Annotated in this window: 9 protein-coding genes; 1 reads left to right on the forward strand and 8 read right to left on the reverse strand. The window is 66.6% G+C overall.

The window, feature by feature from the left end:
* Positions 1 to 6: 6 nt before the first annotated feature.
* The 3 genes from VPH46_RS10160 to VPH46_RS10170 all read right to left on the reverse strand — a co-directional run bounded on the left by VPH46_RS10160 (position 7) and on the right by VPH46_RS10170 (position 5,315).
* Positions 7 to 2,688, reverse strand: coding sequence for a TonB-dependent receptor (locus tag VPH46_RS10160; RefSeq protein ID WP_416610937.1), 2,682 nt, complete (start codon positions 2,686 to 2,688; stop codon positions 7 to 9).
* A gap of 402 nt (positions 2,689 to 3,090) precedes the next feature.
* Positions 3,091 to 4,269 carry an MFS transporter gene (locus VPH46_RS10165; RefSeq protein WP_416610939.1) on the reverse strand — a complete coding sequence of 393 codons (1,179 nt, stop codon included), beginning with the start codon at positions 4,267 to 4,269 and terminating at the stop codon, positions 3,091 to 3,093.
* Between the two features lie 11 nt (positions 4,270 to 4,280).
* Positions 4,281 to 5,315, reverse strand: coding sequence for an aldo/keto reductase (locus tag VPH46_RS10170; protein ID WP_416610941.1), 1,035 nt, complete (start codon positions 5,313 to 5,315; stop codon positions 4,281 to 4,283).
* 87 nt (positions 5,316 to 5,402) lie between these two features.
* Here VPH46_RS10170 and VPH46_RS10175 point away from each other — a divergent pair, with 87 nt between their 5' ends.
* Positions 5,403 to 6,314 (forward strand): LysR family transcriptional regulator, encoded by a 912-nt coding sequence (locus tag VPH46_RS10175; RefSeq protein ID WP_416610943.1) that lies wholly within the window; start codon positions 5,403 to 5,405, stop codon positions 6,312 to 6,314.
* Here the strand turns inward: VPH46_RS10175 and cobA are convergent.
* The 5 genes from cobA to VPH46_RS10200 are packed head-to-tail and all read right to left on the reverse strand — an operon-like array spanning position 6,311 to position 13,887.
* Positions 6,311 to 7,168, reverse strand: coding sequence for a uroporphyrinogen-III C-methyltransferase (gene cobA / locus VPH46_RS10180; RefSeq protein WP_416610945.1), 858 nt, complete (start codon positions 7,166 to 7,168; stop codon positions 6,311 to 6,313). The two genes, VPH46_RS10175 and cobA, sit on opposite strands and share 4 nt — an antisense overlap.
* Positions 7,161 to 9,755 (reverse strand): molybdopterin-dependent oxidoreductase, encoded by a 2,595-nt coding sequence (locus tag VPH46_RS10185; protein WP_416610947.1) that lies wholly within the window; start codon positions 9,753 to 9,755, stop codon positions 7,161 to 7,163. The genes cobA and VPH46_RS10185 overlap by 8 nt, the downstream gene beginning before the upstream one ends.
* The gene (nirD, locus tag VPH46_RS10190; RefSeq protein WP_206432213.1) at positions 9,755 to 10,093 is read right to left on the reverse strand and encodes a nitrite reductase small subunit NirD; all 339 of its coding nucleotides are present in this window, start codon (positions 10,091 to 10,093) and stop codon (positions 9,755 to 9,757) included. The genes VPH46_RS10185 and nirD overlap by 1 nt, the downstream gene beginning before the upstream one ends.
* Positions 10,090 to 12,555 (reverse strand): nitrite reductase large subunit NirB, encoded by a 2,466-nt coding sequence (nirB, locus tag VPH46_RS10195; protein WP_416610949.1) that lies wholly within the window; start codon positions 12,553 to 12,555, stop codon positions 10,090 to 10,092. Before nirB ends, nirD begins: the two co-directional genes overlap by 4 nt.
* A gap of 48 nt (positions 12,556 to 12,603) precedes the next feature.
* Complete coding sequence (locus VPH46_RS10200; protein ID WP_416610951.1) at positions 12,604 to 13,887, reverse strand: nitrate/nitrite transporter; 1,284 nt, start codon at positions 13,885 to 13,887, stop codon at positions 12,604 to 12,606.
* Between the last annotated feature and the right edge of the window lie 168 nt (positions 13,888 to 14,055).

The following is a 14,055-nucleotide window of genomic DNA, read 5'->3' on the forward strand; positions in this document are numbered from 1 at the left end:
TATCGATCAGAACTGCGCGCGCACGCCCAGGCTGATGCGGCTTCCCGAGAACTCGTAGGTGGTCGGGAAGGATGGATCCATGGTGTAGCCGGTGGTCTTGGCGTTGCCGATGTTAATGCCCTGCAACTCCAGGCGGAAGTTCGGGGTCAGCTGGTAGCTGGCCGACGCATCGAACTGGCCATAGGCGTCGCGGTACACCGGATACATGTTGCGCTCGATGCGCTCCACATAGGCGCCCTTGTGATTGTACGAGACGCGCAGCGACACCGGCCCGCGCTCATAGAACACGGTGGCATTGTACGTGTTATCGGCAAGGCCGATTGGCGAGGTCGCGATATCGAGATCCGACTGGCCGGTCAGCGAGCTGTCCAGGAAGGTGACGTTGGCGTTGACGCCGAACCCCTCTGCCCAGTCGACGAACATGCCGAACGGGATGACCGCGTTCAGCTCGACGCCGCTCACCTTGTACGAACCCTCGGCGTTGACCGGCTGATAGACGTCGAAGTCGTACACGCCGTCGATCGTGCCGTTGGCGTTGTACTTGGTGACGCCCTCGACCACGCCGGTCAGCTCGCTCTGGACGACGCCCTTGATCTTCTTCCAGAAATAGGACGCCGCCAAGATGCCGCCGCTGCCGAGATACTTCTCGACGCCGACTTCCCACTGGTCGGCATAGGTCGGCTGCAGATCCGGGTTGCCGTCGGTGAATCGGAAGCTGTTCCAGCTTGCGGTCCGCTTGTACGCGAGATCGGTCAGCGCCGGGCGGATCAGCGTCTGCGACGCGGCCGCGCGCAGGATCAGGCTGTCGGTCAGCTCTGCGTGCGCGTTGATCGCGGGCAGGAACTTCTCGTAGCTGCCCTCGCTCGACACCGGCGCGTCGGTGTAGCCGGTCGACCCGTCCGCGTTCTGCACCTGGTGGAAGCCTTCCGACTTCACCGTGGTCTTCAGGTAGCGCCCGCCCACATTGACGAACACCGGCACCGCCAGCTCGAACTCGAAATCGGCCATGGCATAGCCGGCGATCGTCTCTTCGCGGACCTTGTAATACTGGCCGTCGTCGAACGGCGTGACGAAGCCATCCGGCCGGAAGAACGCGCGGGCATATTCGTTGGAGACCTGCGCCCAGTCCAGGTCGCGCGCCTGATATCCCTTGCCCCCGACGATCTCCGTCACCGACTCCAGCGGGCTGTCGGCCAGCGTGCGCTTGTTCACATAGGCCGTGCTGCCGCGCGTCGGCCCCTGGATCTTCTCCTCGCCATAGTCGCGCTCGTTCGTCTTATTGGTGTAGCGGGCGCCGACGTTGAAGCGCTTCAGGAACGGGGTCTGGAACTCGCGGCTGATGTCGAGCTGGGCCGCATATTTGTCGTCCTTGATCCGCTCGCGCGTCGTCTCATACGCCTCGAACAGATAGCTCTCCGGTGCGTTGTACATGTCGATCGTGTCGGGATCGGCGCTCGGGATCGTCTCGCCGCCGGTCTCGGTATAGCGGGTGCGCGACGGCGCATAGGCGACATGCTTGAGGTTGGCATAATCGAGCGTCTTCTTGGCGCCCGAATAGCCGCCCAGCGCATTGATCTTCCAGTCGCCGGTCTGCCAGTTCATCTCGCCGCCGAACTGGCGATAGTCGGTGCTGTTTCGGTATTCCTTGCTCAGGAACTCGTGCTGGGTGTTGGTGTAGGACACGTCGCGCAGCACGATGATGCCGTCGTCGGCGAGCGTGGTCGCGTCGAACTCGTGGATCGTGTCCAGCGTCGAATTGCTGGATGCCGAATAGCCGGCGGCGTCATATTCGTCCTCGACCGTGTCGTACGAGCCCGCAAAGGCGTCGAAGACGAGGTTGAACTGATCGCTGGGCTGATACTGGATCGAACCCGATAGCCCCAGCCGGTCCTGGTCGTTCTGATAGACGCGGTCCCCGACCTTATCCAGGAACACGATCCGGTTCTTCATGTCGTCGGTGAAGGTCACGCCGGCGTCGCGCGCCAGCACGGCGATCGCCTGATCGCGATTGGCGCCGGCCTTGTCGGTCCAGCGCGAGATCGGGCGGAAGTTGATGCCGGAGTTGGAATCGGTGCGGTTGCTGCGCTGCTGCTTGGCGACCGACACCAGCACGCCGAAATCGCCAAAGGTGTTGCTCGCCAGGAACGAGAAGTTCGGATCGATCTTCTCGGAGATCGAGTTGTACGCGCCCTCGGCGCTGCCGACGAGGCGAAGGCCGGGATTGTCGAACGGCCGGGCGGTGCGGATGTAGACGGATCCGGCGATGCCGCCTTCCTCATCGGCTGCGGTCGGCGACTTCTGCACCGTCACCGACTGAATCAGTTCGGAGGCGAAAATGTCGAACTCGACGTCGCGCCCGCCGGAGCCCGACGCCGTCGCCAGCTTGTTGATCGACACGAAGGTGAACTCGGTCGGCAGGCCGCGGACGTTCACGCGAGTGCCCAGGCCCCGTTCGCGTTCGATCGTGACGCCAGGAACGCGCTGCAGCGCTTCGGACAGGTTCTGCTCCGGGAAATCGGCGATGTCGGTCGCGACGATCGAATCCGAAAAGCCGATCGTGTTGCGCTTGATGTCGATCGCTTCCTCAAGGCTGCGGCTGTAGCCGGTGACGGTGATTTCCTGACCAGCTTCCTCGTCGCCTGCATCCGCACCCGGAGCCGTCTGGGCAGAAGCTGGGACGGACAACAAGGCAGCGGCCGCTGACCCGACCAGAAGACGCGCAGTCCTTTCAAAGCGAACGTATTTCTGAAGCACCTTTGCCCCCCATTTTGCTAGTTGTCCGGGTGGAGGGCTGCCGCTGGTCCGCAGCAAACGCCTGCGTTCCCCGAAGTCCGGAGAAATCGCAGGCAATTCATGTCGATCGTCATGGTGCTCGGCGATGTTTCACCTGCCGATGCGCCGCCTCTCCCAAAATGCGGCACCAGTCTTCTTCTGCTTCGTACCAGTGCGTCGGCAGCGATCGATGAACCACCGCTGCCGGCCGCAAAGCTTTCTCCACCCGTCTCGGGAGCCCCGTTGGAGAGAAGTTGTTACGGCGCCATGACGCACCTGCTTGATCGGCCGATCAGGGGGCAGATCGGCGGCTCCGGGCTACGCCGTCCTTTCCTGCGGCAGTTTGCGTGCGCTTCCGTGGCTGCGGCCGTTGATCAGCAGCGCGATCAGCCCGATTGCGGAGGTTGCCGCTCCTGCGAGCGACACCAGCGGGTAGCCCAGCCCGGCCGCGATGACGCCGCCACCCAGCGCCGCCCCGAATGCGTTGCCGAGGTTGAACGCGCCAATGTTGACCGCGGAGGCAAGGTTCGGCGCGTCGGCAGCGGCGCGCATCACCCGCACCTGTAGCGGCGGCACCAGCGCGAAGCTCGCCACGCCCCAAAGGAAGATGAGCACCGCGGTCGGACCGGCATGGGACATCAAGGCGGCGAAGGCGACGAGTATCGCCGACAGCGCGGCGAGGGTGATGACCAGCGTCCGATCGACCGACCGGTCCGCAAAGCGACCGCCCAGCCAGTTCCCGGCTGTCAGGCCCAGTCCATAGGTCACCAACATCGCAGTGACGAAACCGACCGACACCTGCGTCGCCTCGCGCAGGATCGGCGCGATATAGGTGAAGACGGTGAACATCGCGCTCGATCCGATCACCGTCAACGCGAGCGCGCCCAGCACCGGCCCTCGCGTCAGCACGCGCAGTTCGGCCATCGCGCTGCCGGCATGCGGGGCGGGGAGGGGCGGCAGGGTCAGCCGCAGCGCCACCATGGTCGCAACACCCAGCGCGGCGATGCCCCAGAAGGAGGCGCGCCAGCCCAGATGCTCGCCCGCCCAGGTCGCAAGCGGTACGCCCACGACGTTCGCGATGGTCAATCCCATGAACATTGCCGCCACCGCACTCGCGCGGCGCTCGGGTGCCACAAGGCTTGCTGCCACGACCGACCCGACACCAAAGAACGCGCCGTGGTTGAACGAGGTGAGCACGCGGGCCGCCAGCAGCATCCAATAGGTGTCGGATACCGCAGCCAGCAGATTGCCGACCGTGAAGATGCCGGCCAGCCCGATCAGCAGCGCGCGTCGGGGGACGCGCCCTGTTGTCAGCGTCATCAGCGGTGCGCCGAGCACCACGCCCAGTGCATAGGCGCTGATGAGCAGCCCGGCGGCCGGAATGGAGGCGTTGAGGTCTTCGGCGATGACCGGGAGTAGCCCCATGGGTGCGAACTCGGTCACGCCGATGCCGAACGCCCCGATCGCCAGCGACAGGAGGCCAAGGTTGAGCTTCATGATTGCCTCCCTCAGACCAGTGCCGGGGCAAGGCGGGCAAAACCCTCCTGCTGACGATAGGGGGCATGGGGATAGGGCGGCAGTAGGTCGCTCGCGGCTTCGAGGGCGGCGACCTGCTCGAGCGTCAACGTCCAGCCGACCGCGCCGAGATTCTGGCGCAGTTGCGCCTCGTTCCGCGCGCCGATGATCACGGAGGAGACGGTGGGACGTCGCAGCAGCCAGTTGATCGCGATCTGCGGCACGGTCTTGCCGGTTTCCGCCGCGATTGCCTCAAGGGCGTCGATGACCCGGTACAGATGCTCGGTCTCGACGGGCGGCGCGAACTGCTCGGTTTCGTGCAGGCGGCTGCTCGCCGGTGCCGGACGGTTGCGGCCGATCTTTCCGGTCAGCCGGCCCCAGCCGAGGGGACTCCACACCAGTGCGCCCACACCTTGATCCGCCGCAAGCGGCATCAGGTCCGCCTCATAGGCGCGGCCGATGAGCGAGTAATAGACCTGATGGGCAACAAGGCGTGGCCAGCCGTGGCGATCGGCCAGCCCCTGCGCCTTCATCAGCTGCCAGCCCGGATAGTTGGAGACGCCCGCATAGCGTACCTTGCCCGCAGCGATCAGCGTCGCAAGGGTACCCATGACTTCTTCGGTGGGGGTCGATGCGTCGAAGGCGTGCAATTGCAGGAGGTCGATGTGGTCGGTGCCGAGGCGGCGCAGCGACTCCTCGACCGCCCGCACCAGCCGGGCCCGCGATGCGCCCCAGTCCTGCGGTCCGTCGCCCATCGGCAGGCCGGTCTTGGTAGAGATCAGCACCGCGTCGCGTTTTCCCTGGATCGCCTGCCCCAATATCTCCTCGGACGCGCCGCTCGAATACACGTCGGCGGTGTCGAACAGCGTCACACCGGCCTCCAGGCACAGGTCGATCAGCCGGCGCGCTTCAGCGGCGTCGCTTTGTCCCCAGGCGCTGAAGAGCGGGCCCTTGCCGCCGAAGGTGCCGGTGCCGAAGCTGAGCGCAGGCACGCGAAGCCCGGAAGTGCCGAGTTGCCGATATTCCATCATCGATCCTTGTGTTGCTAGTTGAACGCATAGATGGACGGGGCTGGGGTGCTGGAGTAGCGCCTCCCGACGCGGAGGATCTTTGCAGTGGACGCAAAGCTGGCGGGGACGGACAGGGCGCGTGCGCTGGCGCTGTTCGCGACGGTGGTGGAGGCAGGGAGCTTCTCGTCCGCCGCACGGACGCTGGACATGAGCCCGTCCGCCGTGGCGCGTGCCGTCGACCGGATCGAGCAGCGGCTGGGCGTGCGACTGCTGTTACGGTCGACCCGCGCCTTGTCGCTGACGGCGGAGGGGCAGGCCTATCTGCTGGCGGCCCGCCGCATCCTCGCCGACCTCGACGATGCCGAGCAGCAGATCGCCGACCAGGGGAGTCCGCGCGGCCGTCTGCGGGTCAGCGCCGCGCTCTCGCACGGGCGGCTCTGCGTGGTGCCGCTGCTCGGGAGGTTCAGCGCCCGGTACCCCGACATCCTCGTCGACATCGCGCTGACGGACACGCTGGTCGACATCGCCGGCGGTCAAGCGGATGTCGCCGTCCGCTTCGGACCTTTGCCCGACAGCACGCTCACGGCTCGCAAGCTTGGCGAGACCCGGCGGGTGATCGTCGCATCGCCGGAGTATCTGGAGCGGTGCGGCACACCTGAGGTGCCGGAGGATCTTCACCGGCACAACTGCCTCAACTTCAACTTCCGGCGCGCCGAGCCGGTTTGGCCATTCCGTCGCGCCGGCCAGGATTTCACCCTCGCCGTGAAGGGAAGGATCGAAGCAAACAACGGCGAGACGCTGGGGCAACTGGCGGCGCTTGGCGTCGGCATTGCCCGTGTAGGATCGTTCAGCGTGGCCGAGGAGATCGCGAGGGGCCAGCTCGTCCCGCTGCTGGAGGCGTTCAACCCTGGCGACGTCGAGCAGATCCACGCCGTCTTCGTCGGCGGCGCGAGCACGCCGGCGCGGATTCGCGCGTTCGTCGAGTTCCTCGCGCTCCACCTGCGCGGCGGGAGCTAGGTGGTCCCCTCGATCGAAGTGGTCGAGGGGAACTGGACGTCCTGGTCAGCGCCAGCGCCGGCAGGGTTGTGCGAACAACTCGCACTGTCCAAGACTGAAGCCGGTATCGCGGCTGCGGCGTTCCCGGCCGAAACTGCTTCCCCAATCAGGATGAGCGTGGGCTTCTCGTCGGTGATGGCACCCGCCGCGATGGGCAGCAGATCGAGGCGCGTGTGGAGCAGGCGCTCACTCGCGAGGCTGATGTCGCACGCGATCAGCACCGGGGTCGCACCGGCAAGCCCTTCCTCGATCAGGCGCCGGCTGATCTCGCCGGCAGCACCGCGCCCCATGTAGAAGGCGGTGGTGCTGCCGGGATCGGCGAGCGTGGCCCAGTCCAGGGCAAGCGGCTCGCCCGCCCGCACGTGCGCGGTCACGAACTGGACGCGACGTGCGACGCCGCGGACGGAGAGGGACACGCCGGCGGAAGCCGCGGCGGCGCTGGCGGCAGTGATGCCGGGACAGATGCGTGTGGGGACGCCGACCGCTGCGAGGGCCGCGACTTCTTCGGTCGAACGGCCGAACATCGACGGGTCGCCGCCCTTCAGTCGCACGACCCGCTCGCCGGCGAGCGCGGCCTGGACCAGCAGGGCATTGATTGCACCTTGGTCCTTCGAATGGCGTCCGGACCGCTTACCGACGGGAACCTGCCGCACGCTCCCGGGGATCAGGTCCCGTATGCCGGGCCCCACCAAGGCATCGTAGTAGACGACGCTGGCCGAGCGCAGCAGCCTTTCCGCCTTGCGCGTGAGCAGTTCGGGGTCGCCCGGGCCTGCGCCTACCAGCCAGACCTCGCCGGGAAGGATCGTATCATCCATTGGCGGCACTCCTGCTTTCCTTGACGATCCGGCAGATCGCCGGTCGGCACGATCCGCAATTGGTCCCGGCCGACAGCGCAGCGCCGACAGCCTCGACCGTGGTGAGGTTCTGGCTGGCGATCGCTGTGACGATGGTGTTGAGCGCGACATCGAAGCAGAGGCAGACGATGGGCCCCCGATCCTCCTGCACACCCGGTGCGATGCCCGCCAGTAGCGATGGTCCGGCGGCGACGGCGCCCAGCTGCTGGATCAGCCACTCGCGTCTGGGCAGTAGCCCTCGCTCCGTCAGAAACAGCGCGGCCACCAACCGTCCTTCCCGTAGCACTGCCACTCGCCGAGTGCCGCGCGCGCGATCTAGGCTCTCGATCCGGTCGCCGCGGGGCAGCACGCGCTCGATGGCCGTTGCTTCCTCGTCGCCGGCGAGCTCGTACAATAGTCCTCCCGGCACCGTAACACGGGTGGCCCAGAGGCATTCCGGCCGAGCAACCGGCTCGGCAGCGATCAGGAAGCCGCGCCAGGCAGTGGGTACCGCCGCCACCACTGCGGGCGTCGACTTGAAGCCCGGCTGGCCCGAATGCGGATCGACCAGGGGGCGTGGCAACAGCCCGGTGCGGCCGCCCGTGGAATTGCGGTCGGTCCAGTGAATCGGGGTGAAGATCTCGCCGCGACGTTGGCCCGTGGAAAGCACGACGCGGAACAGGCTTTCGCCCTGCGGCGTGGATACGCGTGCGAGGCCGCCATCGGCTAGCCCGTACGCATCGGCGTCCTCGGGGTGCACCTCGACCATCGGCTCCTCCCGATGCCGCGCCAGGCGCGGGCTGAGCCCGGTACGAGTCATCGTGTGCCACTGATCGCGATAGCGCCCGGTGTTGAGGGTGAGCGGCCACCTCGCCAGCGGCTTCGGCAAGGACATCTGCTCGAGCGGGATCAGCCGCGCCCGCCCTTCCGGCGTGGGGAAGCGGCCGTTCGCGAAGGCCTCGCCGCCCCAGCGGAACGGCTCCATCGCGTCATAGTCGGCATTGCCGATGGCAACGTGTTCCCCCAGGTCGAACAGCCGAGTGCCCTGGTTCTGATAGGTCGAGAGCCGCGCATGCTCGCGGAAAATGTCGGCGGGGCGTGCATAGGCGAACTCGCTGGCCCAGCCCATGCGGCGGCCAACCTCCTTGACGATCCACCAATCCGGCCGCGCTTCGCCCGGAGCCTCGAAGATCGGGCGTTGCCGGCTGATGCGGCGTTCCGAATTGGTGACGGTGCCGTCCTTCTCACCCCAGCCGGTGGCGGGCAGGCGGACATGGGCGAAGGCCGTGCTGTTCGTCTCGGCAATTACGTCGCTGATAACGACGAACGGGCAGCCCGCCAGCGCCTCGCGCACCGTTGCGGCGTCGGGCATCGACACCGCCGGGTTCGTCGCCATGATCCACAATGCCTTGATGCGCCCCTCGCCGACGGCGCGGAAAAGGTCGACGGCCTTGAAGCCCGGCTTGGCGGCAATGGTGGGTGCCCCCCAGAAGCGCTGGACGCGGGCGCGGTTTTCAGGCGCGAAATTCATGTGCGCGGCCAGCGTCGATGCCAGCCCGCCCACTTCGCGGCCGCCCATCGCGTTTGGCTGGCCGGTAATCGAGAAAGGCGCCGCGCCCGGCTTGCCGATGCGACCGGTGGCGAGGTGGAGATTGAGGATCGCGTTGACCTGATCGGTCCCGCGCAGCGACTGATTGATCCCCTGGCTGAAGAGCGTGACGGTGCGCGGGTTGGCCGCGAACATCTCATAGAAGCGCAAGAGGTCGGCGGCGGGCACGTCGCAGGTGCGGGCCACCGACCAGAGGTCGCTTCCCGCGCCGATCGTTTCCCAAAAGCCTTCCGGCTCCGAGACGCTTCGCGCGAGATAGGCGCGGTCGATCAGCCCTGCTTCGCGGCAGTGCATCAGCAGGCCGTTCATCAGCGCGACGTCGCTGCCGGGGCGGATGGCAAGATGCAGGTCGGCACCTTCTGCCGTTTCGGTGCGGCGGGGATCGATGACGACGAGCTTCGCACCCGCATCGCAGCGCGCCCGGATTCGTTGGTAGACGATTGGATGGCACCATGCGGTGTTGGAGCCGATCAGGACGATCAGGTCGGCGACATCGATGTCGTTGTAGCTGGCGGGCACCACGTCCTCGCCGAATGCCCGGAGGTGCCCGGTGACCGCGCTCGACATGCAAAGCCGCGAGTTGGTGTCGATGTTCGCCGAACCGATGAAGCCCTTCATCAGCTTGTTGGCGACGTAATAGTCCTCGGTCAGCAATTGTCCGGAAACGTAAAAGGCGACGCTGTCGGGCCCGTGCTCCGCGATCGTCTTGGCGAAGCGATGTGCCACCAGGTCCAGCGCCTTGTCCCAGCTGGCGCGGCGCCTGCCGATCATCGGGTGGAGAAGCCGGCCTTCGAGACCCACCGTCTCACCGAGATGCGTGCCCTTCGAACAGAGCTTGCCGTGGTTGGCCGGGTGGTCCGGGTCGCCTTGGATCGACACCGCGCGCTCACCGGTGCGCGTCGCCACGATCCCGCAGCCGACCCCGCAATAGGCGCAGGTGGTACGGACCGGCTCCGGCATCAGGCGGCGGCCTGCATCACGCCGGCACGGCAGATCAGCACGCGCCCGGCATCCACCTTCACCGGGATCGTCGGCGTGCAGCCCTTGTCCGGTCCCTCGGCCTCGCCGCTTGCCAACGCGATGTTCCAGTTGTGGAGCGGGCAGGCGACGCTGTGGCCGTGGACAATGCCCTGTGCGAGCGGTCCCCCCTTGTGCGGACAACGATTGACCAGCGCGAACACGCGGTTGTCGCCGGTGCGGAACACGGCGATCTCCTCGCCGCCCTCCACCGGCACGGTGCGCGCGCCTCGCGGCGGGATCTCGTCGAGCCAGCCGATGTCGAGCCATTCGCCGATCATGCGATTTCCTCCTCACGAACGGGGGTGAACGCCGCCATGTGCGCATGCTGCGCGCGCTCCTGCCCGGCGACGCGCTCTGCCCAAGGATCCTCCTGGCTGAAGCGCTGCGAATCCAGGAAGCGCGCGGTCAGCGCTTCGCGGCCCTGCGCATCTTCCACGATGCGTGCCTTGAGGTAATCGAGCCCGACGCGTTCCAGCCACGGGGCGGTGCGTTCCAGATACCGTGCCTCCTCGCGGTACAGCTGGATAAAGGCGGCGCAATACGCCATCGCATCCGCCTCGGTCGCGACCTTGCACAGCAGGTCGGTGGCGCGAACCTTGATCCCGCCATTGCCGCCGACATGCAGCTCATAGCCGCTATCGACACACACCACGCCAAAGTCCTTGATCGTCGCCTCGGCGCAATTGCGGGGGCATCCCGAGACCGCGATCTTGAACTTGTGCGGCATCCATGAGCCCCAGCTCATCCGCTCGAGCTTGACGCCGAGTCCGGTCGAATCCTGCGTGCCGAAGCGGCACCATTCGGAGCCGACACAGGTCTTCACCGTGCGCAGCGACTTGCCATAGGCATGACCCGAAACCATGCCGGCGGCGTTGAGATCGGCCCAGACGGCGGGCAGATCCTCTTTCTTGATCCCGAAGATGTCGAGCCGCTGACCTCCGGTCACCTTGACCATGGGTGCGTTATATTTCTCGACCACGTCCGCGATCGCGCGCAGTTCGCGTGGGTTGGTAAGCCCGCCCCACATGCGAGGCACGACCGAGTAGGTGCCGTCCTTCTGGATGTTGGCGTGCATGCGCTCGTTGACGAAGCGGCTCTGTTGGTCATCCCGATATTCGCCCGGCCACGCGCAGAGCAGATAATAGTTCAGCGCAGGCCGGCAGGAGGAACAGCCGTCTGGGGTGCTCCAATGCAGCTTCTGCATCACCTCCGGGATCGAGCGCATTCCCTGCGCGACGATCTCGCGGCGGACGTCGTCATGGCCGAAGCTGGTGCACTCGCACATCGTCTTGGCGCCGGTCTGGACGTCATCGCCGAGCGTCAGTGCCAGCAGGTTTTCGACGATACCGGTACACGACCCGCAACTCGCCGACGCCTTGCAGCCGGCGCGCACCGCGTCGATGCTCGCGGCACCGTCGGCGATGCATGCCACCACCTGGCCCTTGCTGACGCCGTTGCAGCCGCAGATCTCGGCATCGTCCGAGAGCGCCGCAACGGCCGCCTTAGGGTCCGCTTGCCCCCCTCCCTGGGCATAGATCTGGCCGAAGATCAGGAGGTCGCGCAGTTCGGAAATGTCGTCCTGCTTCTTGAGCAGGTCGAAATACCAGCTGCCATCTGCGGTATCGCCATACAGCACCGCGCCTATGATGCGGTCGTTCCGGACCACCACGCGCTTGTAGACTCCGCGGCTGGCGTCGCGCAGCACGATGTCCTCGGCACCATCGCCGCCGGAGAAGTCGCCCGCGGAGAACACGTCGATGCCCGAAACCTTAAGCTTGGTCGACGTGACCGAACCCTTGTAGCCTGTGGGTCGCTCGGTCAGCCCATCGGCGAGGGCGCGACACATATCCCACAGCGGAGCGACGAGGCCATAGACCTGCCCGTCGTGTTCGACGCACTCCCCGACCGCCAGGATGTCGGGGTCGCTGGTCACCAGATGGTCATCGACCTTGATGCCACGCGCGACCTCGAGCCCGGCGGCCCGCGCGAGCGTGGTGCTCGGCCGGATGCCGACCGCCATCACCACCAGGCTCGCCGGGATCAAGCGCCCGTCCTTGAGCCGCACGCCCCCGACGGTGTCCCCGCCGACGATCTCGGCAGTGTCCGCGCCGGTCAGGATGGTCTGTCCGCGCGCTTCGAGCGCCGACCGGAGGAGCCAGCTTGCCGCTTCGTCAAGCTGCCGCTCCATCAGCGTCGGCATCAGATGGAGTACGGTCACCTTCATGCCACGCAGGGAGAGCCCGTGCGCTGCTTCCAGACCGAGCAGGCCGCCGCCGATCACCACCGCCTCGCCGCCGCGCTGGGCCGCCGCGAGCATCGCGTCCACGTCGTTCATGTCGCGGAAGCTGACCACTCCTGGCAGGTCCCTACCAGGTACGGGGATGATAAAGGGGTCGGAGCCGGTCGCGATCAGCAGCTTGTCGTACTGCACGGTGCGGCCGCTGCGCGAGGTCACGGTCTTTGCCGCGCGATCGATCGCCGTCACCGGATCGCCCGCCACCAGCTCGATGCCGTTGTCGCGGTACCAGTCGGGTCCGTTGATCACGATGTCGTCGAACGTCTTCTCGCCCGCCAGCAGGGGCGAGAGCATGATGCGATTATAGTTCACATGCGGCTCGGCGCCGAAGATGGTGACACGGAAGCGGTCGGGATCGCGCGCAAGCAGTTCCTCGATCGCGCGGCAGCCGGCCATGCCGTTGCCGATCACGACGAGGTGCGGGCGCTTGATGTGGTGCGTCATGGATGCAGCCTCACAGCTTGGATCAAAGGTGGGGGGAGGGCGCGAGCATTAGATCCGTACGCCCGCAGCGGCGGCCCAGCGGATGCGCCACCGGCCCTTCACGAAGGTCAGCCCGGCAAGCGCCACGAGCGTCAGCAGGGCAAAGATCAGGAACCCAGGGCCAAACCCGCCGGTCACCTGCCGGGCGAACCCAAGCGAGGAGGCGAGGTAGAAACCACCAACGCCGCCTGCCATGCCCACCACTCCGGTGAGGATGCCGATCTCCTTACCGAACCGCTGCGGCACGAGCTGGAACACGGCGCCATTGCCGGTCCCGAGCGCCAGCATCGCGACGACGAACAGCCCCAGTGCGGCACCAAGATCGGCAGGAGACGTGCTGACGCCCAGCAGCCCGAGTGCCGCGACCGCATAGACCCCCGTCAGGGTGGCCACGCCCCCGATCCGGTCCGCGAGTGCACCGCCAAGCGGCCGGACGAGCGATCCCGCGAACACGCAAGCCGCCGTGCAACGGCCCGCGGTGACGGGGCTTAGCGCGAACGCGTCCGAGAAATAGATGGTGAGCGAGGAGGCGAGCCCGGAAAAGCCGCCAAAGGTCACGCCATAGAAGAGCATGAACCACCAGGCATCGGCCGTGCGCAGCGGCTCCAGATACGCGCTGAGCGGCCGGGGCGCTGGCTGGTCGGGCGCGTCTTTCGCCAGCACGATGAAGACGACGAGCACGAGCGTCAGCGGGATGCAGGCGAGACCGAGCACCGCATTCCAGCCGAACGTGATGGCTAGTGCAGGCGCGAACAAGGCGGCGAGAACGGTGCCCGAATTGCCCATCCCGGCGATGCCCATCGCCTTGCCCTGATGCACGGGTGGGTACCAGCGGCTGGCGAGCGGGAGTGCGACGGCGAAGCTTGCACCTGCGAAACCGAGGATCGTCCCCAACGCGAGCGTTCCGGCGAAACTGTGGACGCCGAACGACCACCCGGCGAACAGCCCTGCGATGACGATCAGCTGGCCAATGACGCCGGTCCGCTTGGGCCCGATCCGGTCGGCGAGCAGACCGATGACCAGCCGCAGCATCGCGCCGGCAAGCGTCGGCGTCGCAACCATCAGTCCCTTCTGCGCAGGGCTGAGTCCCAGGTCGGCCGCGATCTGGGGGGCGAGCGGCCCCAGCAACACCCAAACCATGAACGCGAGGTCGAAGTATAAAAAGGCGGCAATCAGCGTCGGCGTGTGGCCGCTACTCCAGAAGTCCGACTTCTTGCGCTTCGGACGGAAATCAATGTCCGCACCGCCTCCGATCCAGTTGAAGCCTTCGTGTAACAGTTCCGCGACCTTCATCCGCACTGCTCCCATGTGCCGCAGACACGAAAAAAGCCGCCTCCGACCTCCCGCCTCAAGCGGTGATCGGACAGCGGCTTTGCTGTCTAACAGTGGAGAACCGCACCAACGTTGGCGCAATCATCCGATGCTGGCGCCTGTTCGTTCAGGCGTCATGGGAGAAGCTGA

It is taken from the genome of Sphingomonas sp. MJ1 (PH-R8), from assembly GCF_048058635.1.
Taxonomy (GTDB): domain Bacteria; phylum Pseudomonadota; class Alphaproteobacteria; order Sphingomonadales; family Sphingomonadaceae; genus Sphingomonas.

What these genes read in the sequence shown, in the direction of transcription:
- VPH46_RS10185 (WP_416610947.1), bottom strand. Translation starts at nt 9,755, where the DNA reads ATGCCGGAGCCGGTCCGTACCACCTGCGCCTATTGCGGGGTCGGCTGC.
- nirD (WP_206432213.1), bottom strand. Translation starts at nt 10,093, where the DNA reads ATGATCGGCGAATGGCTCGACATCGGCTGGCTCGACGAGATCCCGCCG.
- cobA (WP_416610945.1), bottom strand. Translation starts at nt 7,168, where the DNA reads ATGGATGATACGATCCTTCCCGGCGAGGTCTGGCTGGTAGGCGCAGGC.
- VPH46_RS10165 (WP_416610939.1), bottom strand. Translation starts at nt 4,269, where the DNA reads ATGAAGCTCAACCTTGGCCTCCTGTCGCTGGCGATCGGGGCGTTCGGC.
- nirB (WP_416610949.1), bottom strand. Translation starts at nt 12,555, where the DNA reads ATGACGCACCACATCAAGCGCCCGCACCTCGTCGTGATCGGCAACGGC.
- VPH46_RS10170 (WP_416610941.1), bottom strand. Translation starts at nt 5,315, where the DNA reads ATGGAATATCGGCAACTCGGCACTTCCGGGCTTCGCGTGCCTGCGCTC.
- VPH46_RS10200 (WP_416610951.1), bottom strand. Translation starts at nt 13,887, where the DNA reads ATGAAGGTCGCGGAACTGTTACACGAAGGCTTCAACTGGATCGGAGGC.